The 26438-nt window shown below is 70.0% G+C and carries 21 protein-coding genes and 1 tRNA gene; 11 read left to right on the top strand and 11 right to left on the bottom strand.

Annotated features, from left to right (window positions below; all coding sequences use genetic code 11):
* Positions 1–79: 79 nt before the first annotated feature.
* From HEK131_RS00435 to HEK131_RS00425, 3 genes are all read right to left on the bottom strand, one after another.
* A complete protein-coding gene (locus HEK131_RS00435; RefSeq protein WP_161147292.1) occupies positions 80–697 on the bottom strand; it encodes a GNAT family N-acetyltransferase in 618 nt (205 codons plus the stop codon).
* A 163-nt stretch (positions 698–860) separates the two neighbouring features.
* Positions 861–1955 (bottom strand): ParB/RepB/Spo0J family partition protein, encoded by a 1095-nt coding sequence (locus HEK131_RS00430; RefSeq protein ID WP_244333215.1) that lies wholly within the window; start codon positions 1953–1955, stop codon positions 861–863.
* Entirely contained in the window at positions 1952–3025 is a 1074-nt protein-coding gene (locus HEK131_RS00425) for a ParA family protein (protein WP_217463524.1), read from the bottom strand. The genes HEK131_RS00430 and HEK131_RS00425 overlap by 4 nt, the downstream gene beginning before the upstream one ends.
* A gap of 412 nt (positions 3026–3437) precedes the next feature.
* Between HEK131_RS00425 and HEK131_RS00420 the strand changes: the two genes are divergently transcribed.
* A complete protein-coding gene (locus HEK131_RS00420) occupies positions 3438–3758 on the top strand; it encodes a hypothetical protein (protein WP_244333214.1) in 321 nt (106 codons plus the stop codon).
* Positions 3759–3857: 99 nt separating this feature from the next.
* Here the strand turns inward: HEK131_RS00420 and rsmG are convergent, their stop codons facing one another.
* The 6 genes from rsmG to rpmH all read right to left on the bottom strand — a co-directional run bounded on the left by rsmG (position 3858) and on the right by rpmH (position 7402).
* Positions 3858–4574, bottom strand: coding sequence for a 16S rRNA (guanine(527)-N(7))-methyltransferase RsmG (gene rsmG, locus HEK131_RS00415; protein ID WP_161147289.1), 717 nt, complete (start codon positions 4572–4574; stop codon positions 3858–3860).
* Positions 4575–4691: 117 nt separating this feature from the next.
* Positions 4692–5204, bottom strand: a complete 513-nt coding sequence (locus HEK131_RS00410) for a protein jag (protein WP_217463525.1) — start codon at positions 5202–5204, stop codon at positions 4692–4694.
* Between the two features lie 15 nt (positions 5205–5219).
* Positions 5220–6509 (bottom strand): membrane protein insertase YidC, encoded by a 1290-nt coding sequence (gene yidC, locus HEK131_RS00405; RefSeq protein WP_244333213.1) that lies wholly within the window; start codon positions 6507–6509, stop codon positions 5220–5222.
* Positions 6510–6512: 3 nt separating this feature from the next.
* Positions 6513–6875: a membrane protein insertion efficiency factor YidD gene (gene yidD / locus HEK131_RS00400; RefSeq protein ID WP_217463527.1), complete on the bottom strand. Its 363-nt coding sequence runs from the start codon at positions 6873–6875 to the stop codon at positions 6513–6515.
* Complete coding sequence (gene rnpA, locus HEK131_RS00395) at positions 6872–7243, bottom strand: ribonuclease P protein component (RefSeq protein WP_161147285.1); 372 nt, start codon at positions 7241–7243, stop codon at positions 6872–6874. Before rnpA ends, yidD begins: the two co-directional genes overlap by 4 nt.
* Positions 7244–7264: 21 nt before the next feature.
* Positions 7265–7402, bottom strand: coding sequence for a 50S ribosomal protein L34 (rpmH, locus tag HEK131_RS00390; RefSeq protein ID WP_064728817.1), 138 nt, complete (start codon positions 7400–7402; stop codon positions 7265–7267).
* Positions 7403–7805: 403 nt separating this feature from the next.
* Between rpmH and dnaA the strand changes: the two genes are divergently transcribed.
* The 9 genes from dnaA (at position 7806) to HEK131_RS00345 (ending at position 20897) form a co-directional block, all read left to right on the top strand.
* The gene (gene dnaA / locus HEK131_RS00385) at positions 7806–9737 is read left to right on the top strand and encodes a chromosomal replication initiator protein DnaA (protein WP_279614236.1); all 1932 of its coding nucleotides are present in this window, start codon (positions 7806–7808) and stop codon (positions 9735–9737) included.
* A gap of 1229 nt (positions 9738–10966) precedes the next feature.
* Positions 10967–12097 (top strand): DNA polymerase III subunit beta, encoded by a 1131-nt coding sequence (gene dnaN / locus HEK131_RS00380; RefSeq protein ID WP_161147283.1) that lies wholly within the window; start codon positions 10967–10969, stop codon positions 12095–12097.
* Positions 12098–12238: 141 nt separating this feature from the next.
* A complete protein-coding gene (gene gnd, locus HEK131_RS00375) occupies positions 12239–13117 on the top strand; it encodes a phosphogluconate dehydrogenase (NAD(+)-dependent, decarboxylating) (protein WP_217463530.1) in 879 nt (292 codons plus the stop codon).
* A 65-nt stretch (positions 13118–13182) separates the two neighbouring features.
* Positions 13183–14304: a DNA replication/repair protein RecF gene (gene recF / locus HEK131_RS00370; RefSeq protein WP_244333212.1), complete on the top strand. Its 1122-nt coding sequence runs from the start codon at positions 13183–13185 to the stop codon at positions 14302–14304.
* Entirely contained in the window at positions 14301–14834 is a 534-nt protein-coding gene (locus HEK131_RS00365; protein WP_217463532.1) for a DUF721 domain-containing protein, read from the top strand. The genes recF and HEK131_RS00365 overlap by 4 nt, the downstream gene beginning before the upstream one ends.
* 382 nt (positions 14835–15216) lie before the next feature.
* Positions 15217–17283 carry a DNA topoisomerase (ATP-hydrolyzing) subunit B gene (gene gyrB / locus HEK131_RS00360; protein ID WP_217463533.1) on the top strand — a complete coding sequence of 689 codons (2067 nt, stop codon included), beginning with the start codon at positions 15217–15219 and terminating at the stop codon, positions 17281–17283.
* 42 nt (positions 17284–17325) lie between these two features.
* On the top strand, positions 17326–19941 hold the full coding sequence (gyrA, locus tag HEK131_RS00355) for a DNA gyrase subunit A (RefSeq protein ID WP_217463534.1): 2616 nt from the start codon (positions 17326–17328) through the stop codon (positions 19939–19941).
* Positions 19942–19958: 17 nt separating this feature from the next.
* Positions 19959–20711 carry a DUF3566 domain-containing protein gene (locus tag HEK131_RS00350; protein ID WP_217463535.1) on the top strand — a complete coding sequence of 251 codons (753 nt, stop codon included), beginning with the start codon at positions 19959–19961 and terminating at the stop codon, positions 20709–20711.
* Positions 20712–20823: 112 nt separating this feature from the next.
* Positions 20824–20897: transfer RNA gene (locus tag HEK131_RS00345), tRNA-Ile, on the top strand.
* 223 nt (positions 20898–21120) lie between these two features.
* On the opposite strand, the gene HEK131_RS00340 is transcribed toward HEK131_RS00345, so the two are convergent.
* Positions 21121–25176 (bottom strand): hypothetical protein, encoded by a 4056-nt coding sequence (locus tag HEK131_RS00340; RefSeq protein WP_244333211.1) that lies wholly within the window; start codon positions 25174–25176, stop codon positions 21121–21123.
* Positions 25177–25666: 490 nt separating this feature from the next.
* Between HEK131_RS00340 and HEK131_RS00335 the strand changes: the two genes are divergently transcribed.
* Complete coding sequence (locus tag HEK131_RS00335; RefSeq protein ID WP_244333210.1) at positions 25667–25855, top strand: ferredoxin; 189 nt, start codon at positions 25667–25669, stop codon at positions 25853–25855.
* Between the two features lie 119 nt (positions 25856–25974).
* On the opposite strand, the gene HEK131_RS00330 is transcribed toward HEK131_RS00335, so the two are convergent.
* On the bottom strand, positions 25975–26364 hold the full coding sequence (locus HEK131_RS00330) for a DUF6344 domain-containing protein (RefSeq protein ID WP_244333209.1): 390 nt from the start codon (positions 26362–26364) through the stop codon (positions 25975–25977).
* Positions 26365–26438 lie beyond the last annotated feature (74 nt).

Below are 26438 nucleotides of genomic sequence, written 5' to 3'. Positions count from 1 at the left end.
AAACATGGCCCACGAAGGGGCCGGCCCACCAGGGTCGGCCCCTTCGTCGTGCTCGTGATGCGGAAGCCGCGAAGACCGGTCACAGCGGCCGCAGCGCCGGCTCCTTGTGTACCGCGCCCAGTAGCCGGTCAAGGGCCAGCTCGACGTCTTCCTTCCAGGACAGCGTGGAACGCAGCTCCAGACGCAGCCGGGGATGCCGGGTGTGCTGCCGCACCGTCTTGAAGCCGACAGCGAGGAGATGGTCGGCCGGCAGCAGGCAGGCAGGCTCTTTCCACCGGGTGTCCCCGAACGCCTCGATGGCCTTGAAGTTCCGCCGCAGCAGATCCTTGGCGACCGCCTGCACCAGCGTCCGGCCGAGCCCCTGTCCCTGATAGCCGGGCATGATGAACGACGTGATGAGCTGGACGGCATCCGGAGAGACCGGGCTCGTGGGGAAAGCCGTCGAGCGCGGCACGTAGGCCGGCGGGGCGTAGAGCACGAAGCCGACCGGTACGTCGTCCACATAGGCCACCCGGCCGCATGAGCCCCAGTCCAGCAGGACGGCGGAGATCCAGGACTCCTTCTCCATCACCGTGGTGCCCGCCCGCACGGCGGCATCGGCACTGACGGGGTCCAGCTCCCAGAAGACACACGAGCGGCACCGCTGGGGGAGGTCCTGAAGGTTGTCCAGCGTGAGCGGTACGAGCCGACGCCCCATGAAAGCCGTTCCTCGCTTCCTTCGCCGGGTCACATCCGCTCGCATCGTATCCACGATGTGATTCCCTCGATACCGGCGCAAAGCAAAGAGCGGACCGTGTTCCGGTACACACCGGACACGGCCCGCTCACGCTGCCCTGCGGAGAGGGCGGCTTCTTGGAGGGCTACTCCTCGGAGTCGTCCTCCTGGAGGCCCTTCGACAGGATCGGCCCCTCGCCCGGAGCCAGCGTGCCGAGGATGCGCTCCAGATCCTCCACCGAGGCGAACTCGACGGTGATCTTGCCCTTCTTCTGGCCGAGGTCGACCTTCACCCGGGTCTCGAACCGGTCGGAGAGCCGCGTCGCCAGACCGCTCAGCGCCGGGGAGACCAGCGCTCCGGCCCGCGGCCCCTTGGCACGCTGGGTCCGCTGCGGCCTCGACCCCATGAGGGTCACGATCTCCTCGACGGCCCGCACCGACAGCCCCTCGGCCACGATGCGGTGCGCCAGCCGGTCCTGCTCCTCGGAGTCCTCCACGGACAGCAGTGCCCGTGCGTGACCCGCCGAGAGCACGCCCGCGGCGACCCTCTTCTGTACGGTCGCCGAAAGCTTCAGCAGCCGCAGGGTGTTGGAGATCTGCGGTCGGGAGCGTCCGATCCGGTCGGCCAGCTGGTCGTGCGTGCAGTTGAAGTCCTTGAGCAACTGGTCGTAGGCGTGCGCCTCTTCCAGCGGGTTCAACTGCGCGCGGTGCAGGTTCTCCAGCAGGGCGTCCAGCAGCAGCTTCTCGTCGTCCGTCGCACGGACGATCGCCGGGATGGACTCGAGTTCCGCCTCACGGCTGGCGCGCAGCCGGCGCTCACCCATGATCAGCTCATAGCGGTCATCGCCCAGCTCCCGCACCACGACGGGCTGGAGCAGGCCGACCTCCTTGATGGAGATGACCAGTTCGTTCAGCGCGTCCTCGTCGAAGACCTCGCGTGGCTGGCGCGGGTTCGGCGTGATGGCGTCGATCGGCAGCTCGGCGAAGTAGGCGCCGGCGGGCGGCGAGGGCCGCTCGTCGACGAGACCTGCCGGGCTCTCCTCCGTCTCCTGGACCGCCGATGACAGGGCGCCGCCCCGGCCGATGCCGGTGGGCCTGCGCTCGGGCGACAGCGTCGGACCCGATGCCGAGGAGGCGGACGAACCGCCGCCCAGCACGGCCGAAGCCGGGATCTTCTCGGTCGGTGCTGCGGGGATCAGTGCGCCAAGTCCTCGGCCCAGCCCCCTTCGTCGTTCACTCACTGCATCCCCTCCACCATGTTCCGGTCGTTCTGGGTGCCGAGGTGGGCCTGGGCCGGGTCATAGCCGATCCCCACACCCCTCAGCGCGATCTCTCGGGCGGCCTCCAGATAGGAGAGCGCCCCGCTCGATCCTGGATCGTAGGTCAGGACCGTCTGGCCGTAGCTCGGCGCCTCGGAGATACGGACCGAGCGGGGAATGCTCGTCCGCAGCACCTCTTCACCGAAGTGGGTGCGCACCTCTTCCGCCACCTGGGAGGCGAGACGGGTCCGGCCGTCGTACATGGTGAGCAGGATCGTCGACACATGCAGGGACTGGTTGAGGTGACCCCGGACCAGGTCGACATTGCGCAGGAGCTGGCCCAGGCCCTCCAGCGCGTAGTACTCGCACTGGATGGGGATGAGGACTTCCTGGCCGGCGACGAGTGCGTTGACCGTCAACAGGCCCAGCGACGGCGGGCAGTCGATGAGGACGTAGTCCAACGGCTGCTCGTACGCCTGGATCGCGCGCTGCAACCGACTCTCGCGGGCCACCAGGGAGACCAGTTCGATCTCCGCGCCGGCGAGGTCGATCGTGGCGGGAGCGCAGAAGAGACCTTCGACATCGGGGACGGGCTGGACGACCTCGGCGAGTGGCCGACTGTCCACCAGGACGTCGTAGATGGAGGGAACTTCCGCGTGGTGGTCGATCCCCAGAGCTGTGGAGGCGTTGCCCTGCGGGTCGAGGTCGATCACCAGGACCCGGCCGCCGTGCAGCGCGAGAGAGGCGGCAAGGTTGACGGTCGTCGTCGTCTTGCCGACGCCGCCCTTCTGGTTGGCGACCACGATGACTCGGGTCTGCTCCGGCCTCGGCATGCCTTCCGCGGCACGGCCGAGGGCGTCGACCGCCACCTGGGCCGTACGACCGATGGGAGTGTCGTCCATCGGGGGCGGTGTTTCACGTGAAACATCCGTCCCCCTCGATTCGGTACGGGGACCGGGGACCGGATCGGTCATCGGTCCCGCGATGTTGGCGTCGGACCGCAAGGATTCACTCTCCTCGACTACAGGCTCGCAATGAACAGAGCCTCCCATGCCTTCGGGGGCGTGAACCAGTGAGCCCTGGCGTTCTGTGGAGAAGTCCACCTCTGTGGACAACTTCGGTACCCCTCCGAGTGAACCAAGAGGCCGCCGGTCGTGGGGTTCTGCCGCGGCGCGACCGCGGCTGATGATTCCGTGCAACAAGGAGCGACGTTTCACGTGAAACACGATGACAACAATCTGCCCCTTATGTGAACGACACTCCGCATAAGCTCCCACCACGCGCGCCATAAGACGCAAGATCGCACCCTGCTACAGTCAAAAGCGCGGGGGCGGGGGGAAGTTGCTACATAACGCGTGAACCCACCGCACTCCTTTCGCTGGCAGGCCGGACCTGACCCGTCCGGCCGACGAATCCACCCAACGTAGGAGCGCTTCAATGACTTCTAAGGCAATAGGCCGACTCGTGGCAGTCGCACTCGGCATCGGCGTCCTGGCCACGGCGACGCCCGCCTTTGCTGACCAGGACATCAAGGTGATTTGGGGTCACGGGTACCGAGTGAGCAGTGACCACGGCGTGGCTGCGGTCAAGGACCTCGCCGCCGATGACAACGAGGTGTACGTGCAGTACACCCGGTCGGGGAGCGGGGACAAGGTCTACACCCTGTGGAACAAGAACGGCAGCGGCACCACCACCTACAGCGGTCACGGTGGCACCGTGACGATCAAGAAGGTATGTCGTTCGATCTCTCTTCGTCCTGACGTCTGCTTCACCAAGTCCGCTTAAACGCAAGTCTGTCCCAACACAGAGGCGCTCTCCTCGGTAGGAGAGCGCCTCTGTGTGTGCTCAAGCCGATCAAGCGGCGCGACCGTATTGAACCGTCAGTCAGCGGCGGCGACGAGTCCGGCTCGTCCGGGCCGCCTTGGCCCGCTTGGCGGCGAACCGCACACCACCCGGGCTCTCACCGACCTCCACCCGGACCACCGTGGACAGCGGGTCCACCACGCCCTCGCCCACCTGGAGGACCGAGGTCGACACCGCACCGAGCTTGCTGAGTGCGGTGGACGCGGCCTTCAGCTCCTCCTCGGCAGTGTCACCCTTGAGCGCCAGCATCTCGCCGTAGGGCCGCAGCAGCGGGATGCCCCACGCGGCCAGCCGGTCCAGCGGGGCCACGGCGCGTGCCGTCACCACATGGACCGGAGGCACCTTGCCCAGCATCTCCTCCGCCCGGCCTCTGACCACGGTGACATGGTCCAGGCCCAGCAGCTCCACGACCTCGGTGAGGAACGTGGTGCGCCGCAGCAGGGGCTCCAGCAGGGTGATGTTCAGGTCCTCCCGCACCAGGGCCAGCGGAATACCCGGCAGTCCCGCACCCGAGCCGACATCGCACACCGTCACCCCCTCGGGGACGGCCTCGGAGAGCACCGCGCAGTTCAGCAGGTGCCGCTCCCACAGGCGGGGCACCTCCCGCGGGCCGATCAGACCACGCTGGACTCCTGCCTCGGCCAGCAACTCCGCATAGCGGACCGCATCCTCGAAGCGATCGCCAAACACTTCCCGCGCCTGTTCGGGCGCGGGGGGAAGCTCCGCTGCCTCCGTCACGGGGACCGTCCTTCCGTACCGCGCCGATGCTTCACGCACCGGCCCTCAGAACTACCAGGCTGACAAACTTCGGCCCCGTCTGTTGGTCAGACGGGGCCGATGGAACCATGGGGCCGATCAGGCGGGCAGCACGACGACGAACCGCTGCGGCTCCTCGCCCTCGGACTCGCTGCGCAGTCCCGCACCCTTGATCGCGTCGTGGACGACCTTGCGCTCGAACGGCGTCATCGGCTTGAGCTTCATGGGCTCGCCGCTGCTCTTGACCTCGGCGGCCGCCTCGGCACCCAGCTCGGCCAGCTCGGCGCGCTTCTGGGCCCGGTAGCCCGCGATGTCCAGCATCAGCCGGCTGCGGTCACCGGTCTCGCGGTGCACGGCCAGGCGCGTCAGCTCCTGAAGCGCCTCCAGCACCTCGCCGTCCCGGCCGACCAGCTTCTGCAGGTCGCGGCCGTGCGCGTCACTGATGATCGAGACAGAGGCGCGGTCGGCCTCCACGTCCATGTCGATGTCGCCGTCGAGATCGGCGATGTCCAGCAGACCCTCGAGGTAGTCCGCAGCGACCTCACCCTCCTGCTCCAGGCGGGTGAGGGTGTCTGCACCCTCGGCGGCGGCGGTGGTGGTGCCTTCCGTCACGGGATGGGCTCCTTCTTACTTCTTGGACGGGGACTTGGGCCGCTGGCCACCCTTGCGCTGCCCGGACTGGGCCTTGCTGCGGGTGCCGGAACCGGGCTTCGAAGTCTGCTTGGGGGCCTTGGGCGCGGCGTCCTGCGGCTCCTCGGACTTGGTCAGCGAGGGCGACGGGGACGAGGGCTCGTCGGCCGGCTCGTCCTCGTGCGGCTGCTTCTGCCCCGACTGGCGCTGGGACTTGCTCTGCCGCTTGGGCTGCTGCCGGCGCGCCGTGGCGGCCGCGGTGGGCGTGCCGTCCTCGGCCTGGGCGACGGCCTGGCTCTCGCTCTTGACCACGTTGCCGTCAGCCTGAGCCGTGAGACCGGCCTTGCTGAGGGCGTTGATGAACTTCCGCTCGGCCTCGTTGCGGTCGCGGCCCTTGGCGACGATCGCCTTGACGATCAGCCGGGCGCTGCGGCGGCGGACCTTGCCGTGGTGCGTGACGTGCTTGGTCAGCCGCTCCAGGTAGGCGGCCTGCGCCTTGGAGCCCGGAGTCGGGTTGTTGCGGATGACGTACATCTGCTGGCCCATGGTCCACACGTTGGTGGTCAGCCAGTAGACGAGGACACCGACCGGGAAGTTGATGCCGAAGACGGCGAACATGATCGGGAAGACGTACATCAGCATCTTCTGCTGCTGCATGAACGGGGTCTTCACCGAGGTGTCGACGTTCTTCGTCATGAGCTGGCGCTGCGTGTAGAACTGCGACGCCGACATCAGGATGATCATGATCGCGGTGACGACCCGCACATCGGTGACCGTGGCCTGCAGCGCATGCAGGGTGTCGGCGTTGTCCTTGAACTTCGCCGCGAGCGGGGCGCCGAAGATGTGGGCCTTACGGGCGCTCTCCAGCAGCGAGTCGTTGATGACGCCGATGGTCTTGCCCGAAGCGATGCCGTTGAGCACGTGGTAGAGGGCGAAGAAGAACGGCGACTGCGCCAGGATGGGAAGGCACGAGGAGAGCGGGTTGGTACCCGACTCCTTGTACAGCTTCATCATCTCTTCGGACTGGCGCTGCTTGTCGTTCTTGTAGCGCTCCTGGATCTTCTTCATCTCCGGCTGGAGCGTCTGCATCGCGCGCGTGGCCTTGATCTGCTTCACGAAGAGCGGGATCAGGCAGATGCGGATCAGGATCACCAGGGACACGATGGACAGGCCCCAGGCCCACCCCGTGTCGGGACCGAAGATCGACCCGTACACCGTGTGGAACTGGACGATGACCCAGGAGACGGGTGTCGTGATGAAGCTGAAGAAGCTGGCAATCGTGTCCACTAATCATGCTCCTTGGGCATGGGACGAGTTCTCTGCGGCCGGGCCCGAAGGTGGCTCGGAAGAAAGCTTCGCCTCGGTGGCCGGTTCGGCGGAGTTCCCGCCCTTGCGTGCGCCCCAGGCGTTGCGCAGCGTCTCGTGCCACCGCGGGCGCTTGCGCGGCGGGACATGGTCCACACCGCCCAGCGACCACGGATTGCAGCGGAGAATGCGCCAGGCCGTGAGAGCTGTTCCCTTGATGGCACCGTGCCGGTCGATGGCCGTGTAGCCGTAATGGGAGCACGACGGGTAGTACTTGCACACCGGCCCCAGCAGCGGACTGATCGTCCACTGGTACAACTTGATCAGAGCCAGTAGCGGGTACTTCATCGCGTGCCCCCTCCCAGTAGCCGCTGGAGAGCGGCGTCCAGGTCTTGGGCCAGCCGTGCGTGGTCCGCGTCGCCCGATCCGGGCAGCGCGCGTACGACTACCAGGCTACCGGGGGGAAAAAGGGCGACTCGGTCACGCATCAGGTGACGCAGTCTGCGCTTGACGGTGTTGCGGACGACCGCGTTGCCCACGGCCTTGCTCACGACGAAACCCGCACGCGTCGGGGGAGCGCTCTCCCCAGGCGCGTGCGGGTCCGTGGCACCGCTACGAAGGTGTACGACGAGAGTCGGACGACCGGCCCGGCGTCCTCGTCGTACCGCGGATGCGAAGTCCTCGCGCCGCCTCAGCCGGTTTTCGGGGGGCAGCACGATGTCATGACCTGATCGGGATCAGGCGGACAGGCGGGTGCGACCCTTGCTGCGGCGGGTCGCCAGGATGGCACGGCCGGCGCGGGTACGCATACGAAGCCGGAAGCCGTGGGTCTTCGCGCGACGACGGTTGTTCGGCTGGAAGGTGCGCTTGCTCACTCGGGGGCTCCAGAAGAAATCGGTGGTGGCGGGGTGCCGTCTTGGCTGTCACCGTGCGCCCACGAGTAGCTCGCGTCACGCCCGAGTGCACCGCTTCCCGATCACCTGAAGCGATCTGTGCCCATCGGAGGCAGGCGGCAGCAGCCATCGACAACTCGACCTGGTCACGGTACGCGCGGCTACGCCATCCGGTCAAACCGGCGCCCGTCGGGGGACACTGTCCACAGGCTGGGGACAACAACTTGAACCCTACCCGCCGCCCTGACTACCGTGGCTGGACTCCGATTCGTTCCCTTGTCCCAGCACGACCGGGATTGCCCGGCCCAGTCCGGCGTCCACCAGATTTTCATCCCGACCCATCCCACAACCACACGTTCGTGGGACCTGCGAGAGAGCGTGCCCTGTGGCTGACGTACCTGCCGATCTTGCCGCAGTGTGGCCACGCGTACTGGAGAAGCTCCTGGGCGAGGGCCGGGGCCAGGGCGTCGAGACCAAGGACGAGCACTGGATCCGGCGCTGCCAGCCGCTGGCCCTGGTCGCGGACACCGCACTGCTCGCCGTGCCGAACGAATTCGCCAAGGGCGTACTGGAGGGCCGCCTGGCCCCGGTCGTCAGCGAGACCCTGAGCCGCGAGTGCGGCCGCCCCATCCGGATCGCCATCACCGTGGACGACTCCGTCGGCGGCCCCCCGGCCCCGCAGCCGTCGTCCGGCCACGAGCAGCCGGACACCCGCGAACAGGGCGCCCCGCCGCGCTACGAGGAGCCGGAACTGCCCTCCGGCCCCTACGAGGGCTACGGCCGCCGCCGCACCGAGGACCAGCAGCTCCCGGGCGACGGTCCGGACAGTCGGGGCGAGCGGCAGCAGAGCGGGCGCGAGGAGCGGATGCCGACGGCCCGCCCCACCTACCCGGCCGAGTACCAGCGTCCCGAGCCGGGCGCCTGGCCGCGCTCGGGCCAGGACGACTACGGCTGGCAGCAGCCCCGTCTCGGCTACCCCGAGCGCGACCCCTACGCCTCTCCGTCCCAGGACTCCTACGGCGGGCCGGACTACCGCTCGCGCGGCCGCGAGCGCCAGGGATACGAGCAGCAGCGTCCCGGCTACGACGACGCACCGCGCCCGGAGTACGGCGCGCCCCGCGCCGAGTACGACCAGCGCGACCCGGTCCGCCGTGAGCGGCCCGAGCCGCCGTCGGACAGCGGTGGCGGGCGCCGAGGGGGCGGGACCGGGCGTCCCGAGCTGCCGTCCGCCGGCCGCGGTGGTTCCGGCTCCTCGTCCCCGAGCACCGGGGGTCCCGGCGAGCCGACCGCGCGGCTGAACCCGAAGTACCTCTTCGACACGTTCGTGATCGGCGCCTCCAACCGCTTCGCGCACGCGGCCGCGGTGGCCGTCGCCGAGGCGCCGGCGAAGGCGTACAACCCCCTCTTCATCTACGGGGAGTCGGGGCTCGGCAAGACGCACCTGCTGCACGCGATCGGGCACTACGCGCGGAGCCTCTACCCCGGCACGCGCGTGCGGTACGTGAGCTCGGAGGAGTTCACCAACGAGTTCATCAACTCCATCCGCGACGGCAAGGGCGACAGCTTCCGCAAGCGGTACCGGGAGATGGACATCCTGCTCGTCGACGACATCCAGTTCCTCGCGGACAAGGAGTCGACGCAGGAGGAGTTCTTCCACACCTTCAACACGCTGCACAACGCCAACAAGCAGATCGTGCTGTCCTCCGACCGGCCGCCCAAGCAACTGGTCACGCTGGAGGACCGGCTGCGCAACCGCTTCGAGTGGGGCCTGATCACCGACGTCCAGCCGCCCGAGCTGGAGACGCGGATCGCGATCCTGCGCAAGAAGGCGGTGCAGGAGCAGCTCAACGCCCCGCCGGAGGTGCTGGAGTTCATCGCCTCCCGGATCTCGCGGAACATCCGCGAGCTGGAGGGCGCGCTGATCCGGGTGACGGCGTTCGCGTCGCTCAACCGGCAGCCGGTGGACCTGGGGCTCACCGAGATCGTCCTCAAGGACCTGATCCCGGGCGGTGAGGACTCGGCCCCGGAGATCACGGCCACGGCCATCATGGCGGCCACCGCCGACTACTTCGGGCTCACGGTGGACGACCTGTGCGGCACCTCGCGCGGCCGCGCGCTGGTCACCGCCCGTCAGATCGCGATGTACCTGTGCCGCGAGCTGACGGACCTGTCGCTGCCGAAGATCGGCGCCCAGTTCGGCGGCCGGGACCACACCACCGTCATGCACGCGGACCGCAAGATCCGGGCGCTGATGGCCGAACGTCGCTCGATCTACAACCAGGTGACCGAGCTGACGAACCGCATCAAGAACGGCTGACAGCGGCCGCGTACGGGCTCTGAGGGCGCTCCGGGAGGTCTCCGGGGCGCCCTTCGCCGTACTCGGGGCGGAGCGTCTGCCACGGAGGCGGAGACGATCGCGCGACCGTCTGATGGCCGAGAGGACCGCCGTCGCGAGTGAGTCGCGAGTGATCTGTCGGCCGATGCCTGCCCGGCCCAGGGAAGAGGGCTGCCGTACGGCCGGCCGCGCACCGGGCAGCGCGAGCGCCCCGAAGCCTCGTCGGCCTCCTACTGCCACGCCTCAGCCCGCTGAGCCTCCGCCGCACCCCTTCACGGCTCCCGCCGCCCCGTCGAGCCATCTCGCAGCACCCGCCCGCCCCCGCAACCGACCCTCGAAGCCACCCGGAATCGCCGCCAACCCCCACCGCAACCCCGCCCGAACCCAGTCCGAACCCGGTCCGACCCCCGCCCCGACCCCGCCGCCCCGTGTCCCATCAGCAACCTTGTGTTCGATTCACCGTGGAGTTACGGCCTCCCTCCACAGATTTCCCGACTTTCTTCCGCCCACAGCCTGGGGACCGCGAAGTTGTCCCAAGCTGTGTCCACAGGGACCCTGAGGTCTGGGCATCCTCGCAGCTCAGAGGGCTGTGGATTCGTGGACGAACGATCTCCACAGGGTGTGGACAGACTCTCTGTCCACACCCTGTGCGTAACGTTGTCCACGGCTCGGCCCACAGGTTGGGGGCGGTTGTCCCCAGCGGGAGCCAGCTTCTCCACATCACTGTCCACTGTTCGGCAACTCCACGGGCCCGGTCACTGCGTCGAGTGAAAGCCGTCACACGAAACTGCCAACAGCCCCTGTGGGAAACGGCGCCAAACCTGGGGACGCATCTGGGGAGAACTCGCCCCGTCCTGTGGGCGGTGTGTGCAGAACTTTCTGTTCTCCACAGAGAGGGCGAGTTGTCCACCGGCTCCACCCACAGGGTCAGTGGATAAAATTTGGGGTCTGACCTGCGAAAACGAGGTTATCCACGGTATCCACAGGCCCTACTACTACTCCCGACTAGAGAGAGCTAGGAATCCGTTTCGAAGCGGGGCCTGTGCACAACTCGCTGTTTCGCGCTCAACTGCCGCTCGGCCCGACTTGACCCCGACCGGCACCCGCTGTCAGCGCAGTGCGTCAGACTGGTCACCGGTGTCCTTCCCCTGGCAACGGGCGGCGACACCGAGTCGGAGGACTCAGAAGGCAACAGCAGGAGGCGGCTTACGGTGAAGATCCGGGTGGAACGCGACGTACTCGCGGAGGCAGTGGCGTGGGCGGCACGCAGCCTCCCGGCCCGTCCGCCGGCGCCTGTCCTCGCCGGCCTGCTGCTGAAGGCCGAGGACGGCCAGCTCAGCCTGTCGGGCTTCGACTACGAGGTCTCCGCCCGGGTGGGCGTCGAGGCCGAGGTCGAGGAGGAGGGCACCGTCCTGGTCTCCGGCCGCCTGCTGGCCGACATCTGCCGCGCGCTGCCCAACCGCCCGGTGGAGATCTCCACCGACGGCGTGCGGGCGACCGTGGTCTGCGGCTCCTCGCGGTTCACCCTCCACACCCTGCCGGTGGAGGAGTACCCCGCGCTGCCGCAGATGCCGACCGCCACGGGCACCGTCCCCGGCGAGGTCTTCGCGGCCGCCGCGTCCCAGGTGGCCATCGCCGCCGGGCGTGACGACACGCTGCCGGTCCTCACCGGTGTGCGCATCGAGATCGAGGGCGACACCGTCACCCTGGCCTCCACCGACCGCTACCGCTTCGCGGTCCGCGAGTTCCTGTGGAAGCCGGAGAACCCGGACGCCTCCGCGGTCGCCCTGGTCCCGGCCAAGACACTGCTGGACACCGCCAAGTCGCTCGGCGCCGGTGACAGCGTCACCCTGGCGCTCTCCGGCTCCGGCTCGGGCGAGGGCCTGATCGGCTTCGAGGGCGCCGGCCGCCGCACCACCACGCGGCTGCTGGAGGGCGACCTCCCGAAGTACCGCACGCTGTTCCCGACGGAGTTCAACTCCGTCGCCGTGATCGAGACCGCCCCCTTCGTGGAGGCCGTCAAGCGTGTCGCCCTGGTCGCCGAGCGCAACACCCCGGTGCGGCTGAGCTTCGAGCAGGGCGTGCTGATCCTGGAGGCCGGTTCCAGCGACGACGCACAGGCTGTGGAAAGGGTCGACGCCCAGCTCGACGGCGACGACATCTCGATCGCCTTCAACCCGACCTTCCTGCTGGACGGTCTGAGCGCCATCGACTCCCCCGTGGCCCAGCTCTCGTTCACCACGTCCACCAAGCCGGCGCTGCTCAGCGGCAAGCCCGCGCTGGACGCGGAGGCGGACGACGCCTACAAGTACCTGATCATGCCGGTGCGGCTGAGCGGCTGAGCCTGGCTCCCGGACAAAAGCCCAGGTGGGGGCGTACGTATGAGCGCGTATGCCCACACCTGTGCATGACGGGTCGCGGTTAGGCTCGGTGCCGGGCACCCACGTGCCCGGCACGCCATTCAGCGACCTAAGGAACAACTGATGGAGCTCGGTCTCGTCGGCCTCGGCAAGATGGGCGGCAACATGCGCGAGCGCATCCGCCGCGCAGGCCACACCGTCATCGGATACGACCGCAACGCGGACCTCGCGGACGTCCACAGCCTCGAAGAGCTTGTGGGCAAGCTCAGCGCCCCGCGCGTGGTCTGGGTGATGGTCCCGGCGGGCGAGGCGACGCAGGGAGTCGTCGACCGGCTCGGCGAGCTGCTGGAGCCCGGCGACGTGGTCGTGGACGGCGGCAACTCCCGCTGGACGGACGACGAGAAGCACGCCGAGGAGCTGGCGGCCAAGGGCATAGGCTTCGTCGACTGCGGCGTCTCCGGCGGCGTCCACGGCCTGGCGAACGGCTACGCGCTGATGTACGGCGGTGACGAGGAGAACGTCGCCAAGGTGCGCCCCGTCTTCGACGCGCTCAAGCCCGAGGGCGACTTCGGCTCCGTGCACGCCGGCAAGGTCGGCGCGGGCCACTTCTCCAAGATGGTCCACAACGGCATCGAGTACGCCATGATGCAGGCGTACGCCGAGGGCTGGGAGCTGCTGGAGAAGGTCGACTCCGTGGAGAACGTCCGCGAGATCTTCCGCTCCTGGCAGGAGGGCACGGTCATCCGTTCCTGGCTGCTCGACCTCGCGGTCAACGCCCTGGACGACGACGAGCACCTGGACGGCCTGCGGGGCTACGCGCAGGACTCCGGTGAGGGACGCTGGACGGTGGAGGCCGCGATCGACAACGCGGTGCCGCTGCCCGCGATCACCGCGTCGCTGTTCGCGCGGTTCGCCTCGCGGCAGGACGACTCGCCGCAGATGAAGATGATCGCCGCGCTGCGCAACCAGTTCGGCGGCCACGCCGTCGAGAAGAAGCCGTAGCGGAGAAGTAGTCCACAGGGTCGCCCCGCGATCCACAGACCGTCGAGGGAGGTCGGCGAACGACCATGCACGTCACGCATCTTTCGCTGGCCGACTTCCGCTCGTACGCCCGGGCCGAGGTTCCGCTCGGCTCGGGCGTCACCGCCTTCGTCGGCCCCAACGGCCAGGGCAAGACCAATCTGGTCGAGGCCGTCGGCTATCTGGCCACCCTCGGCAGCCACCGGGTCTCCGCCGACGCCCCCCTCGTCCGCATGGGCGCCGAGCGCGCCGTCGTCCGGGCGCAGGTCCGCCAGGGCGAGCGGCAGCAGTTGGTCGAGCTGGAGCTGAACCCCGGCCGCGCCAACCGGGCCCGGATCAACCGGTCCTCGCAGGTCAGGCCGCGTGACGTCCTGGGCATCGTGCGGACCGTGCTGTTCGCGCCCGAGGACCTCGCACTGATCAAGGGCGACCCCGGTGAGCGCCGCCGTTTCCTGGACGAGCTGATCACCGCCCGCGCCCCGCGCATGGCGGGCGTCCGCTCCGACTACGAGCGGGTGCTCAAGCAGCGCAACACCCTGCTGAAGTCGGCCGCCCTCGCACGCCGCCACGGCGGCCGCTCCATGGACCTCTCCACGCTCGACGTGTGGGACCAGCACCTCGCCCACGCGGGCGCCGAGCTGCTCGCCCAGCGCCTGGACCTGATCGCGGTCCTCCAGCCGCTCGCCGACAAGGCGTACGAGCAGCTCGCCCCCGGCGGCGGCCCCGTCGCGCTGGACTACAAGTCCTCAGCCCCCGGCCCGGCCCACACCCGCGAGGAACTCGCCGGGCAGCTCCTGGCGGCGCTCGCCGAGGCGCGCAAGCAGGAGATCGAGCGGGGCGTGACCCTGGTCGGCCCGCACCGCGACGACCTGGTGCTCCGGCTCGGCCGTCTCCCCGCCAAGGGCTACGCCTCGCACGGCGAGTCCTGGTCCTACGCGCTCGCGCTGCGCCTGGCCTCCTACGACCTGCTGCGCGCCGAGGGCAACGAGCCGGTGCTGATCCTCGACGACGTCTTCGCCGAGCTGGACGCGCGCCGCCGTGAGCGGCTGGCCGAGCTGGTCGCGCCCGGCGAGCAGGTGCTGGTGACGGCCGCGGTGGACGACGACGTGCCGCACGTCCTGGCGGGCGCCCGGTACGCCGTCTCCGACGGCACCGTGGAGCCGGCGTGAGCGCCGAGGGCGAGGACCGCAAGGCGCCGGAGCCGTCCGGTGTCGACCTCGCGCGCGTGGCGCTGCGCGCGGCGAAGGAGCAGGCACGCGCGCGTGGGGACGCGGCGCGGCAGAAGAAGCAGGCGCGGCGCGGTGGCGGTCTGCGCTCGGGCGCGCGGGCGGACGGCCGCGACCCGATGGCGCTGGGCGCGGCGATCAACCGGCTGCTGAACGAGCGGGGCTGGGAGGCGCCGGCGGCGGTCGGCGGGGTGATGGGCCGCTGGCCGCAGATCGTCGGCGAGGACCTGGCCAAGCACTGCGTGCCGCAGCGGTACGACGAGGACGAGCGGGTGCTGTCGGTCTCCTGTGACTCGACCGCGTGGGCGACGCAGCTCCGGCTGCTGGCGCCGACCCTCGTGGCCCGGCTGAACGAGGACCTCGGGCACGGCACCGTCCGCATGATCAAGGTGAACGGTCCGGGTGCCCCGGTGCGCCGTTACGGGCCCCTCAGGGCGCCGGGAAGCGCTGGTCCGGGCGACACCTACGGGTGACGTACCTCACGTCTGACCTGTGAGGCGCAAGGGCACTCCACGGCCGTACAGGTGTACGGATCGCGGTCCGATCATGGGCCGACCCCCCGATGGACAAGGGCTGACGGCCCGAAGCCCTGAGCGCCGCTGTGAGCCCCTCGCAGCCCCCTTCCCCATATCGGGACCCGGTCGGGGCCGGTTCAGGGCGGCACATGCGGACTCAGGTGCCCGCAAGCCCCCATCATTGTCGGCGCTACCGGTAGACTGGAAGGCAATCCCGCCCCAATCGTGGGGACCGCTCGGGAAAAGCTGAGCAACGCTGATTCAGGGCTTACCAACGCAACATGCCGCAGCCGCTCCGGCAACCCTCCTCCCGGAGGGCGCGCACCCGCAAGGAGCGCTCGTGCTGTGCCAGAAAGGGCGCTTCGTGGCCGATTCCGGCAACCCCAACGAGAACATCCCTTCCACCGACGCCGGCGTCATCGGCGAGGCAGTCGTCGCCTCGTACGACGCCAGTGCCATCACCGTGCTCGAAGGGCTGGACGCGGTCCGCAAGCGCCCCGGCATGTACATCGGTTCCACCGGTGAGCGCGGTCTGCACCACCTTGTGTACGAGGTCGTCGACAACTCCGTCGACGAGGCGCTGGCCGGCCACGCGGACACCATCGACGTGACGATCCTGCCCGACGGCGGCGTCCGCGTGGTGGACAACGGCCGAGGCATCCCGGTGGGCATCGTGGCCTCCGAGGGCAAGCCGGCCCTCGAGGTCGTGCTGACCGTGCTGCACGCGGGCGGCAAGTTCGGCGGAGGCGGTTACGCCGTCTCCGGCGGTCTGCACGGTGTGGGCGTGTCCGTGGTGAACGCGCTGTCCATGAAGGTCGCCGTCGAGGTGAAGACGGACGGCTACCGCTGGACGCAGGACTACAAGATGGGCGTCCCCACGGCGCCGCTGGTGAAGAACGAGGCGACCGAGGAGACCGGCACGTCGGTCACCTTCTGGGCCGACCCGGAGATCTTCGAGACCACGGAGTACTCCTTCGAGACGCTGTCGCGGCGTTTCCAGGAGATGGCGTTCCTCAACAAGGGCCTGACGATCAGGCTCACCGACGAGCGCGAGTCGGCGAAGGCCACGAGCGGCGCGGACGAGGCGGGCGCGGACGAGAAGGCCGAGGTCAAGTCGGTCACGTACCGCTACGACGGCGGCATCGTCGACTTCGTGACGTACCTGAACTCCCGCAAGGGCGACGTCGTGCACCCGACCGTCGTCTCGCTGGAGGCCGAGGACAAGGACAAGAGCCTGTCCCTCGAGGTCGCCATGCAGTGGAACGGCGGATACAGCGAGGGTGTCTACTCCTTCGCCAACATCATCCACACGCACGAGGGCGGCACGCACGAAGAGGGCTTCCGGGCCGCGCTGACCTCCCTGATCAACAAGTACGCGCGCGACAAGAAGCTGCTGCGCGAGCGGGACGACAACCTCACCGGTGACGACATCCGCGAGGGTCTGACCGCGATCATCTCGGTCAAGCTGAGCGAGCCGCAGTTCGAGGGCCAGACCAAGACCAAGCTGGGCAACACCGAGGCCAAGACCTTCGTGCAGCGCGCGGTCTACGAGCACCTCAACGACTGGCTGGACCGCAACCCGGTCGAGGCGGCGGAGATCATCCGCAAGGGCATCCAGGCGGCCACCGCGCGTGTGGCGGCCCGCAAGGCCCGCGACCTCACCCGGCGCAAGGGTCTGCTGGAGTCCGGCGCGCTACCGGGCAAGCTGTCCGACTGCCAGTCGAACGACCCGTCCAAGTGCGAGATCTTCATCGTCGAGGGTGACTCCGCCGGCGGTTCGGCCAAGTCCGGCCGCAACCCGCAGTTCCAGGCGATCCTCCCGATCCGGGGCAAGATCCTCAACGTCGAGAAGGCGCGGATCGACAAGATCCTGCAGAACCAGGAGATCCAGGCGCTGATCTCCGCCTTCGGCACGGGCGTGCACGAGGACTTCGACATCACGAAGCTCCGCTATCACAAGATCATCCTGATGGCGGACGCCGACGTCGACGGCCAGCACATCAACACCCTGCTGCTGACCTTCCTGTTCCGCTTCATGCGGCCGCTGGTCGAGGCCGGGTACGTGTACCTGTCCCGCCCGCCGCTGTACAAGATCAAGTGGGGTCGGGACGACGTCGAGTACGCGTACTCCGACCGTGAGCGCGACGCGCTGCTGGAGATGGGCCGACAGCGCGGCAAGCGTGTCCGCGAGGACTCCATCCAGCGCTTCAAGGGTCTCGGCGAGATGAACGCCGAGGAGCTGCGCGTGACCACGATGGACCCGGAGCACCGCGTCCTCGGCCAGGTCACCCTCGACGACGCCGCCCAGGCCGACGACCTGTTCTCGGTGCTGATGGGCGAGGACGTCGAGGCCCGGCGTCTGTTCATCCAGCGCAATGCCAAGGACGTCCGCTTCCTCGACATCTGAGTCGGTCTCAGCTGACCGCATCAGGAAGGATCTTCACCAGCAATGACCGACGACACCTCGAACTTCATGCCTGAGCCAGTGACGCCGGAGGAAGAGACCGGCGAGATCGTCACCACGCGCATCGAGCCGGTCGGCCTCGACGCGGAGATGCAGCGTTCGTACCTGGACTACGCGATGTCCGTCATCGTGTCCCGTGCGCTGCCCGACGTCCGGGACGGCCTCAAGCCGGTCCACCGCCGTGTGCTGTACGCGATGTACGACGGCGGTTACCGCCCCGACCGCGGCTTCTACAAGTGCGCCCGCGTGGTCGGCGACGTCATGGGTAACTACCACCCCCACGGCGACAGCTCGATCTACGACGCCCTGGTCCGCCTCGCCCAGCCGTGGTCGATGCGCATGCCGCTCGTCGACTCCAACGGCAACTTCGGCTCCCCGGGCAACGACCCGGCGGCCGCCATGCGCTACACCGAGTGCAAGCTGGCGCCGCTGTCGATGGAGATGGTCCGCGACATCGACGAGGACACCGTCGATTTCAAGGACAACTACGACGGCCGCTCCCAGGAGCCGACCGTCCTGCCCGCCCGCTTCCCCAACCTGCTGATCAACGGCTCGGCCGGTATCGCGGTCGGCATGGCGACCAACATCCCGCCGCACAACCTCCGTGAGGTCGCGGCCGGCGCCCAGTGGCACCTGGAGCACCCGGAGGCGTCGCAGGAGGAGCTGCTGGACGCCCTCATCGAGCGCATCAAGGGCCCGGACTTCCCGACCGGCGCGCTGGTCGTGGGCCGCAAGGGCATCGAGGAGGCGTACCGCACCGGTCGCGGCTCCATCACGATGCGCGCGGTGGTCGAGGTCGAGGAGATCCAGAACCGCCAGTGCCTGGTGGTCACCGAGCTGCCGTACCAGGTGAACCCCGACAACCTGGCGCAGAAGATCGCCGACCTGGTGAAGGACAGCAAGATCGGCGGCATCGCCGACGTCCGTGACGAGACGTCCTCGCGCACCGGTCAGCGTCTGGTGATCGTCCTCAAGCGGGACGCGGTCGCCAAGGTCGTGCTGAACAACCTGTACAAGCACACCGAGCTGCAGACCAACTTCGGCGCCAACATGCTGGCGCTGGTCGACGGGGTGCCGCGCACGCTGTCGCTGGACGCGTTCATCCGGCACTGGGTGACGCACCAGATCGAGGTCATCGTCCGCCGGACCCGGTTCCGGCTGCGCAAGGCCGAGGAGCGCGCCCACATCCTGCGCGGTCTGCTGAAGGCCCTGGACGCCATCGACGAGGTCATCGCGCTGATCCGGCGCAGTGAGACCGTCGAGATCGCCCGCGGCGGCCTGATGGACCTCCTCACGATCGACGAGATCCAGGCCAACGCCATCCTCGAGATGCAGTTGCGCCGTCTGGCCGCCCTGGAGCGCCAGAAGATCGTCCAGGAGCACGACGAGCTCCAGGCGAAGATCAACGAGTACAACCGCATCCTCGCCTCCGAGGAGCTGCAGCGTCAGATCGTCCACGACGAGCTGGCCACGATCGTCGAGCGGTTCGGCGACGACCGGCGCAGCACGCTGGTGCCCTACGACGGTGACATGTCCATCGAGGACCTGATCGCCGAGGAGGACATCGTCGTCACCGTCACGCGCGGCGGCTACATCAAGCGCACGAAGACGGACGACTACCGGGCGCAGAAGCGCGGCGGGAAGGGGGTGCGGGGCGCGAAGCTGAAGGAGGACGACATCGTCGACCACTTCTTCGTCTCCACCACGCACCACTGGCTGCTGTTCTTCACCAACAAGGGCCGGGTCTACCGGGCGAAGGCGTACGAGCTGCCCGACGCCGGCCGGGACGCGCGCGGCCAGCACGTCGCCAACCTGCTGGCCTTCCAGCCGGACGAGGCGATCGCCGAGATCCTCGCGATCCGCGACTACGAGGCGGCGCCGTACCTGGTGCTGGCCACGAAGGCGGGCCTCGTGAAGAAGACCCCGCTGAAGGACTACGACTCGCCGCGTTCCGGTGGTGTCATCGCCATCAACCTGCGGGCGCGCGAGGACGGCACGGACGACGAGCTGATCGGCGCGGAGCTGGTCTCCGCGGACGACGACCTGCTGCTCGTCAGCCGGAAGGCGCAGTCGATCAGGTTCACCGCCTCGGACGACACGCTGCGTCCGATGGGCCGTGCCACCTCGGGTGTGAAGGGCATGAGCTTCCGCGAGGGCGACGAGCTGCTGTCGATGAACGTGGTGCGAACGGGTACGTTCGTCTTCACCGCGACGGACGGCGGCTACGCCAAGCGCACGGCCGTGGACGAGTACCGAGTCCAGGGGCGTGGCGGTCTGGGCATCAAGGCTGCCAAGATCGTGGAGGACCGTGGTTCGCTCGTGGGCGCGCTGATCGTCGAGGAGAGTGACGAGATCCTCGCGATCACCCTCTCCGGCGGTGTGATTCGCACGCGCGTCAGCGGGGTCAGGGAGACGGGCCGTGACACCATGGGCGTCCAACTGATCAACCTGGGCAAGCGCGATGCCGTGGTCGGTATCGCTCGCAACGCCGAAGCGGGCCGCGAGGCGGAGGAGGTCGACGGCGAGATCGTCGTCGACGAGACCGTCGAGGTCATCGAGATCGCCGGCACGGACGAGGGTGAGGCGCCCTCGGCCGAGTAGCACGAGGAGTGAATCACGTGAGCGGAGCCACGGGCGCCGGATCGGCCGGTACCTCCACGGGTACGGAGACGGACGGCGGCGGCCGTGGCTCCGCCGCGAAGGCGGGGAAGAAGCGGGGCGGCGCGGGGAGCGCCGGTCCCGCGACCGGCCCGCAGGCGGCCGGGCAGACTCCTTCCGCCGATTCTTCTGCTTCTTCCGATTCCCAGGGGGGAACCGTGACGGACACCCGTGGCGCCCAGGCCAAGGCCGGTGCGACCGAGGGCATGGCGGCCTCCCCGCTGCCCGGTGAGCGTGGACCCGAGCAGCCGGCCGGGCCGTACCACCCGCCGCAGGCGTACGCGGCGCAGCCTCCGGAGGGCGCGGTGCGCCGTCCGCGCACCGGGGTGGGCACGGCGCCCCGCACCCGCAAGGCGCGGCTGCGGGTGGCCAAGGCGGACCCGTGGTCGGTGATGAAGGTCAGCTTCCTGCTCTCCATCGCGCTCGGGATCTGCACGATCGTGGCGTCGGCGGTGCTGTGGATGGTGCTGGACGCGATGGGCGTGTTCTCCACCGTGGGCGGCACGATCTCGGAGGCGACCGGGGCCACCGAGGCGACCGGCTTCGACCTCCAGTCCTACCTCTCCCTGCCGCACGTCCTGATGTTCGCCACGATCATCGCGGTCATCGACGTCGTCCTGGCCACGGCCCTGGCGACCCTGGGCGCGTTCATCTACAACCTCTCCGCGGGCTTCGTGGGCGGCGTCGAACTGACGCTGGCGGAGGACGAGTGAGGGTGCCTCCTGGCCCCTTCGACGATCCCCCGACAACCGATTTTGGGACTGCCCCGGTCGTGCGCTAATCTTCAGGAGTCAGCGCGCGGGACACACCCCGCTAAGCGCGGGCGGGGCTATAGCTCAGTTGGTTAGAGCGCATCCCTGATAAGGATGAGGCCACAGGTTCAAATCCTGTTAGCCCCACATTCACGAAGACCCCCGGTCCACCTGGACCGGGGGTCTCCTGCTTTCCCCGAAAGGCGCGAGGCGGGGGCCTCGGCTGCGGGCGAGCCTTCAGAACGCGAAGACCCGATCGCTGGCGACGGGGGATGCACCAGCGATCGGGCTATGGCCAAGGGTAACAAGGTTGGGGGCGTTGCGGGGCCAACGGGGTTGATCGGTGGGGGAGTTGGCTGATCTTGGTGGGTCAGTGGGGGCACGGTGGGTCGTAGGAGAGGCGGGGGAGGTACTCGTGCCACTTCTGCGGGGTCAGGACGTCCCGGGTGACCGCGCAGATGTGGTGGACCGCCTCGTCCGCGTCCAGGCTCCACAGCCGTACCGTGTCCGCGCCGCTGGAGACGCCGAGGACGTGGCTGCGGGGGCTGAAGGCGAGGAAGTTGCCGGTCTTGGCGTACGGGCTCATCGACTGGCCGATCGGTGCCGCCGAGCCGGGGTCGGTGAGGTCCCAGAGCCGGACGGTGTTGTCGTTGCCGCCGCTGGCCAGGGTCTGGCCGTCCGCGTTGAAGGTCAGGGAGGTCACCGACTCCGTGTGCCCGGTCAGGGGCCGGCCGATGGGCGCCGCCGAGCCGGGGTCGGTGACGTCCCAGAGCCGGACCGTGTCGTCGTCGCCGCCGCTGACCAGGGTGTGCCCGTCCGGGCTGTACTCCAGCGCGTTGACCGGGCCGGAGTGGCCGGTGAGCGGGCGGCCGCGCGGCGCGGGCCTGGCCGGTTGGCGTACGTTCCACAGCCGGATCGTGCCGTCCGCGCTGCCACTGGCCAGGGTGCGCCCGTCCGGCGTGAACTCCAGCGCGTTGATGTAACCCCGGTGACCGGCCAGGGGCTCGCCGTAGGGGGCCGGGCGGGCGGGGTCCGTCACGTTCCACAGCCGCAGCCGGTGGTCGTCGTAGGCGGTGGCCAGGATGCGGCCGTCCGGGCTGAAGGCGAGCGCGTCGGAACCCATGAAACGGGTCATGAGCTTGAGCGGCGGCCCGGCGACCACCGGATGCGCGGGGTCGCGGACGTTCCAGAGGTAGACCGAGCGGTTCCCGGTCAGCACGGCCAGCGTGCGGCCGTCCGGGGCGAACATCAGCGTGCGCTGCCCGCCGTCCGCCGGCATGAACGGCGCGCCCAGCGCCACCGGCCGGCCCGGAGCGGTGACCCGCCACAGCCGGACCCGGCCGTCGCGCGCCGCCGTGGCCAGCACCTCGCCGTCCGGGCGGAACGCGGCGCTGCGCCCGGTCATGTCCGAGGTCGGCATCGCCCACAGCCGGGCCTTGCCGTCCCCGCTGCCGGTGGCGAGGGTACGGCCGTCCGGGCTGAACCCCAGCGCGTACATCTCACCGCTGCTCCCCGCGAGCGGCTCACCGACCTGGGACGGGGAGGCCGGGTCGGTGACGTTCCACAGGCTGGCCGTGCTGTCGGCGCTGGCCGCCGCGAGCCGGCCGCCGTCCGGGCTGAACGCCACCGACCACACGGGCCCGGTGTGCCCGGTCAGCGGGGAGCCGAGCGCGGCCGGACGGGCCGGGTCGGCCACGTTCCACAGCCGGATGGTGTCATCCGCGCTGCCGCTGGCCAGCACCTTGCCGTCGGGGCTGAACGCCACCGAATGCACCAGATCGGTGTGTCCCCGCAACACCTCGCGCCGTGCCTCGGGATGCCGGGGGTCGGCCACGTCCCACAGCCGCACGGTGTCGTCGTCGCCCGCCGAGGCGAGAGTCCGCCCGTCCGGGCTGAACGCCACCGAGCGCACCGGCGCGGTGTGCTCGCGCAGCGTCTTCAGGGGTCGCGCCCGGTGCGGGTCGGCCACGTTCCACAGCCGCACGGTGCGGTCCTCGCCCGCGCTGGCCAGGGTGCGGCCGTCCGGGCTGAACGCGACCAGGTAGATCGTGCCGTCGTGGCCCGTGAGGGGCTCCCCCAGGGATCTGGGGTGCGCGGGGTCGGTGACGTCCCACAGGTGGATCGTGCCGTCGTCGCCGGCGCCGGCCAGGGTGTGCCCGTCGGGGCTGAACACCGCGCTGCTCACCCAGCTCCGGTGGCCGCGCAGCGGGGCGCCCAGGGGCCTGGGGTGGCCGCGGTCGGAGACGTCCCACAAGCGGACGGTGCGGTCGTAGCTGGCGGTGGCGAGCAGTTTGCCGTCCGGGCTGAAGGAGGTGAGGTAGACGGCGCCGGTGTGGCCGGTCAGGGGGGTGGCGAGCGGGGCGTTCACGATGGAGATCAGCCTGCTGTAGGCGCCCTCGTCGTCCGGGCGCAGCCGGTGCGCCACCAGGTCGAGGCCCGCGGCGAGCGAGGGGTCGGTGTGCTGGACCCGGTCGGCCTCCGCGAGGACCTGCTCGAACACCGCGTCGTTGCGCTGCTGCCAGGCGACCACAGCGGTTCCCGCGGCGAGCACCGCCAGCACGGTCAGCGCCGCCACCGCGGCCCGGCTGACCAGCACCGTGCGCCTGCGCAGCCGTACCGAGGCGGCCAGGAAGTCCAGCGCGCCGCGCGTCAGATAGGTGTCCCCGGCCGACTCGGCCCAGCCGCGCGCCTGCTCGAGACGGGAGCCCCGGTACAGCAGGGAGCTGTCGCGCTCGGAGTCCTCCCAGGCCCGGCCGTCCTCCTCCAGCCGCTGGCGCAGCAGATGGTCGCCCCGGTTGTCGTCGATCCAGTGCCGCAGCCGGGGCCAGGCGTGCAGCAGCGCCTCGTGGGTGATCTCCACGGTCTCCGCGTCGAGGGTGACCAGCCGGGCGCGGACCAGTGCCTCCAGGGACTCCTCGGTCTTGTCCGGGTCGGTGGACTCGGCCGCCAACTGGCGCCGGGTGCCGCGCCTGCGGGTGGCCTGGGTGTCCTCGCCGAGCCGGACCAGGCGCAGCAGGAGCAGCCGGGCGGCGGTGCGGGCGGCCGGGTCGAGCCCGGACCAGGCGCGCTCGGCGGTGGCCGCGACCGCGCCCTGGATGCCGCCGGCCGCCCGGTATCCGGCCACCGTCAGCCGTCCGGCCTTGCGGCGCTGCCAGGTGGCGAGCAGGGCGTGGGAGAGCAGCGGGAGGACGCCCGCGTCATGGGCGCCGCGTGGTCCGTCCGCGCTCACCTCGCGGACGATCAGCTCGGTCAGCCCCGCCTCCAGCTCCAGGCCGACCGCCCTGGCCGGCGCGGTCACCGCCTCGCGCAGCTCGGCGGTGGTCAGCGGGCCGAGCACCATGTGCCGGTGCTGGAGGGCGTCGGCGAGTTCGGGGTAGCCGAGGCACTCCTCGTAGAAGTCGGCGCGGATGCCGAGGACGACCTGGACCGGGGCCGGGCCGGTGGGGCCGGGGGTGCAGGCGGCGTGCAGGAACTGGACGAAGGCGCGGCGGTCGGACTCGCTCGGGCAGAGCGTGAAGGTCTCCTCGAACTGGTCCACGATCAGCACCGGCCGGGCCGTCCTGCGGGTGCCGGGTGCCGGTGACTCCGGTGAGGAGCGCGGGCCGGGGATGGTCACGGCCGGTGTGCCGGGACTCCGGCCGAGCGCCCACGCGGCGACCGCCTCCCGTATCGCCCCGGCGGCCGGGGTGCGGGCCTCCTCCCCGGCGGCCCGCGCTTCGTCGGCGAGCGGGGCGAGGGCCGGGATGCGGCGGGTCAGCTCGCCCAGCGGGTCGGCGCCGGGCACCAGTTGGAGCACGGTACGGGCGCCGCCGTCGCCCCCTGCGGGCGAGCCCTCCTCCAGCGCGGGCACCAGGCCGGCGTTGAGCAGGGACGACTTCCCGGCGCCCGAGGCCCCGACCAGCATCACCAGCCCCCCACCGCTCTCGGCGGCGCGCAACTGGGCCACCAGTGCCTCCGTGCCGCGCTCCCGGCCGAAGAACCAGCGGGCGTCCTCCTGCCGGTAGGAGGCGAGTCCCCGGTACGGGCACACCCCGCCGGAGACGGGCGGTTCCTGCGCGGGGGGCGGTTCGGCGGGGCCGTCGGGGCGCTCGCCCACCGGGTCGGCCAGGGCGCGTTCCCACAGCCGCTGCCACTGGGCCAGGTCGTACAGGCCGCTGGAGACCGGGGCGGGGCTGGCGCGGCGGGCCTCGGGGATGAGGATCTGGAGGACCGCGGCGAGGGCGGCGAACTGGGCGGGCGCGTTCTTGGCCCGCCGCCAGTCGCTGATGCGCTGCGCGGAGACCCTCACCGGACGCCCGCGCTCGTCCACCCGCTGGAGCCGGACGACCGCCTCGGACACGCTCTTCAGAGGCGGGTTCCCGGCCTCCCTGTACAGCAGGGCGAGGCGTTCGGCGAAGGCTGTGCGTGCCCCTGAGTCGGAACCCAAGGTCCCACCCCTCACTTCCCCCGCATCTGATGTGTCCGGACCGGAAAACTCACCCTATAGGGCTGACCTGCGGGAAAGCCCGGGTCCGTCGGTCCGGATCTCCTCGTGGAGTGCCACAGATGGCAGGATCGCATCGCGGTAGCGGAGCTGTCACTCACCGTCCGGACCGGCCACCTGCCGAGTCCGTGAAGAGGCGCCGCCTGACGCCGAACGTTCTCGGTCAAAGTTCGCCAAGAGCGCTTCACGGCGTGGCGGGACGCCATGAGATCCGTCCGTGCTGTGCCGGGCACACCGGTACGTCGCGGGACGAAGACCCCCCGCTCCGTTCGGTACCGGTCCCCACGAGGGGAGGGACCGGTGCCGGACGGGCGGTGGCACGCCGCTGCCGCGCCGCCGGTTCGGGCGGGTGTGGCGGGGGCAGGGTCGTCGTAGACGCGGGCCGCTGGTGGCCCGCCGCGCCGGGGCTGCCCGTGCGAGCAGGGGAGGACGCATGAAGGTGTCCGTGGACCGGAACGCCTGTTACGGCTCGGCCGAGTGCGCGTACCGCGCTCCCGAGGTCTTCGACTTCGTCGAGGGGTACGGCGTGGTCAGGCCCGGCCGGGAGGATTCCGGCGACGATCCGCTGGTGCGCGAGATCGCGGAGAGGTGTCCTTCGCAGGCTGTGCTGCTGGGGGAATGAGGCGGACGTGGCGCGGGCCCCCGGGCCGGTGGGCCAGGGGGCGTTCCGTGTCGACGGTCGGGTACGCAAGTCGCCAGTGTGTCGAGACGTCCGCGGGGCTGGATGTCCGCCTGAGGGGCTCAGCAGTCGAGGTGGGACGCGTACTGCTCGGTGCTCTCCTGGCGGTGGGTGGTCTCGGTGCGGTCCGGGGCGGCGACGCGGTGCGGGGTACCGGTGCCCGTCTCCCGTCCGGTGAGGGCGCGGTGCCGGCAGTGGGGGGACTTCCCGTGGGCCTCGGCCCGGATGCGCTGCTTCATCGTGGGGGGCAGGGCTCTGGCTTGTGACCAGACCTGGTGGCTCGTGGCCGCCGGTGCCGTCGGGGCGGTGTGCTCCGTGCTGCCGTGACTCGGGCTCTCGGTGCGGGCCGAGGCGGCCGGGGCGGTCGCGGTGACGAGTCCGAGCGCCGTGCACAGCGCGAGGAAGGCGGTGACGATGGCGGTCCACAGCGTCATGACCTTGTTCCTGGCCATGGCCCCTCACTTTCAGGTTGGGCGATTTGCGTACTTTCCTCATGATGTGTATGCGGGCCGCGAAGTAGTGGACC

Source organism: Streptomyces seoulensis, assembly GCF_022846655.1.
Taxonomy (GTDB): Bacteria; Actinomycetota; Actinomycetes; order Streptomycetales; family Streptomycetaceae; genus Streptomyces.
The sequence above is the reverse complement of the archived record's forward strand: the minus strand, read 5'-3'. Positions and strand labels throughout refer to the sequence as shown.